The following is a 2,964-nucleotide window of genomic DNA, read 5'->3' on the forward strand; positions in this document are numbered from 1 at the left end:
GGACAAGGCCATCGGCTTGGCTTGGTCGAATGACGTGTTCATCGACGAGGTCAACGACGGCGAAAGCGACCTGCTGTAGTCCCCTCCCAGCTTCTCGGTCAAGAGGGCCTTGAGGCCACGCTTACGAACAACCGGCGGATGCGGCCGGTGACGATGCCGTCGATGGATTCACCATGGGATTCCGATCACGTTGCGCGCTCGTTGGCGCTCCGCCTCGCAGAGGCAGGCGGGAAGACACCCACTTCAGTCCTCGGCCGTCAGGATGGCGGCGCAACGCAGGCCGCCCAGGGCACGCCCGGAGTCTTTCGGGAGCTGGCCAATGCCTTGCTGCCTCGGCTGCGATAGCGCCAGCAGGTAAGCGAAGCCGAAGCAAGCTGCGGCTGTCGGTTTCGAGGACACCCATGTTCAGAAGTGGCCCCGAAGCACCTGCTGCGCGAGGCGCCGGCACGGCCTACAACAGGCAGGGGGGAGCCGCTCAGGGCTGCGGCGCCCGAGGCTGCATGTTCCAGATCTGCGACGCGTAGGTGCCGACGCTGCGATCGGACGAGAACGCCCCCATGCCGGCCACATTGGCGATGGCATGCCGAACCCAGCGTTCACCGTCACGGAACAGAGCATCGACGCGCTGCTGTGCCACCAGGTAGGAATCGTAGTCGGCGAGAAGCTTGTAGTGGTCGCCGCCCCACAGCAGCGCGTCGACCACGCCGCGGTAGCGGTCGGGCTCTTCCGGTGAGAACCGGCCGCTGGCGATCGCGTCGAGCACCGCCTTCAGCCGCGCATCGGCCTCGTAGAGGCGCAGCGGCTGGTAGCCGCCGCGGTTGAGTTCGGCGATCTCGTGCGCCTTGTGGCCGAACAGGAAGATGTTCGCGTCGCCGACCTGATCGCGGATCTCGATGTTGGCGCCGTCCTCGGTGCCGATGGTCAGCGCGCCGTTCAGCGCGAGCTTCATGTTGCCGGTGCCTGAGGCTTCGGTGCCGGCGGTGGAGATCTGCTCGGACAGGTCGGCGGCCGGCATGATGCATTCGGCAATCGACACGCCGTAATCCGGGACGAACACCACCTTGAGCCGATCACCGACCAGCGGGTCGTTGTTGACGACGGCGCCGACGTCGTGGATCAGCCGGATGATCTGCTTGGCCATGTGGTACGAGGACGCCGCCTTGCCGGCGAAGATCACCGTGCGAGGCACCCAGTCGGCTCGCGGATTGAGCAGGATGGCGTGGTAGCGCGTGACGACGTGCAGCAGGTTGAGCAGCTGACGCTTGTACTCGTGGATGCGCTTGACCTGCACATCGAACAAGCTGCCCGGGTCGACCGTCAGGCCGAGCTCGCGCGCCATCCAGGTGGCCAGCCGCTCCTTGTTGGCGCGCTTGATGCGCGCGAAAGCGGCGCGGAAATCCGCGTTGTCGGCCAGCGGCTCGAGTTCGCGCAGCCGGTCGAGCTCCTGGCGCCAGCCGCTGCCGATGCTGCGGTCGATCAGCGCGGCCAGGCCCGGGTTCGCCTGCGCGAGCCAGCGGCGCGGCGTCACGCCGTTGGTCACATTGGTGAAGCGCTCGGGATAGAGGCTGGCGAAGTCGGCGAAGATGGTCTTGACCAGCAGCGTCGAATGCAGCGCCGAGACGCCGTTGACCTTGTGGCTGCCGACGATCGACAGGTGCGCCATGCGCACGCGGCGCTCACCCGCTTCTTCGATCAGCGACACCCGGCGAAGGAAATCGTCGTCGCCCGGGCGGTGGTGAGCCGCCTCCACCAGGAAGTCATGGTTGATGCGAAGGATGATCTGCAGGTGGCGCGGTAGCACCTGCTGCAGCAGTCCGACCGGCCAGGTCTCGAGCGCCTCGGGCATCAGCGTGTGATTGGTGTACGAAAACACCCGGCGGCACTGCGCCCAGGCATCGACCCAGGCGACAGCGTGCTGGTCCAGAAGGAGCCGCATGAGTTCGGCCACCGCGATGGCCGGGTGGGTGTCGTTCAGATGGATCGCCACCTTGTCGGCCAGATTGCCCAGGCCGCCGTGCTCGGCCAGATGGCGCGACACGATGTCGTGCACCGAAGCGGCGACGAAGAAGTACTCCTGGCGCAGCCGCAGCTCGCGCCCGGCCGGCGTGCTGTCGTTCGGGTACAGCACCCACGATATGTTCTCGAACTCGTTCTTCACCTCGGCCGCGCGGGCATAGTCGCCGCTGTTGAAGGCGCGCAGGTCGATGTGCGCCGGCGCCGCCGGCTTCCACAGCCGCAAGGTGCCGACGTGCCGTGTGCCGTGGCCCGGGATCACCATGTCGCAGGCCTTGGCGCGAACTTCACCCGCCGGATGCCAGACGGACACCTCGCCCCGCTGCTCGACCCAGCCGCCGAAGCACACCGCCACGTTGATGCCGGCGCGCGGAAACTCCCACGGCGTGCCGTCGGCAAGCCAGGGATCGGGATGCTCGACCTGCCGGCCGTCGAGGATGTCCTGGGCGAACATGCCGTACTCGTAGCGGATGCCGTAGCCGAAGGACGGCAAGGCCAGCGTCGCCATCGAGTCGAGGAAGCACGCCGCCAGCCGGCCGAGGCCGCCATTGCCCAGGGCGGCGTCGGGCTCCTGTTCCTCCACGTCCTCGAGGCGGCGAGCATGGTCCTGCACGGCGGCGGCCGCGTCGTCGCGCAGCTCGAGCGCATCCAGCGCGTTGCCGAGGCTGCGGCCGATGAGGAACTCCATCGACAGGTAGTAGACGCGGCGCACCTTGGCGGCGCGCTCGGCGGCCTGCGTGTGCACCCAGCGCTCGGCCAGCTGCTGACGCGCCTCGTGCGCCACGGCGCGCATCAGGTCGGACGGCGTGGCCTCCTCCGGCGACACGCCCACCGTGGTGAGCAAGTGGTAGTTCAGCTCCGACAACGCGGTGCGGTCGCTGCGATTCCTGCGGTCGAATTTCATCGGCGGCCCGCTCCTTCGGCGCTTGCGGCACACGCGGCGAGCACCGC

General features: G+C 67.9%; 1 protein-coding gene. It reads right to left on the reverse strand.

All coding sequences use genetic code 11. The features are described from left to right. Positions 1–475: 475 nt before the first annotated feature. The gene (locus H0W38_RS20015) at positions 476–2,917 is read right to left on the reverse strand and encodes a glycogen/starch/alpha-glucan phosphorylase (RefSeq protein WP_292457472.1); all 2,442 of its coding nucleotides are present in this window, start codon (positions 2,915–2,917) and stop codon (positions 476–478) included. Positions 2,918–2,964 lie beyond the last annotated feature (47 nt).

The sequence above is a fragment of the Methylibium sp. genome, from assembly GCF_013817365.1.
Classification (GTDB): Bacteria; Pseudomonadota; Gammaproteobacteria; order Burkholderiales; family Burkholderiaceae_C; genus Methylibium.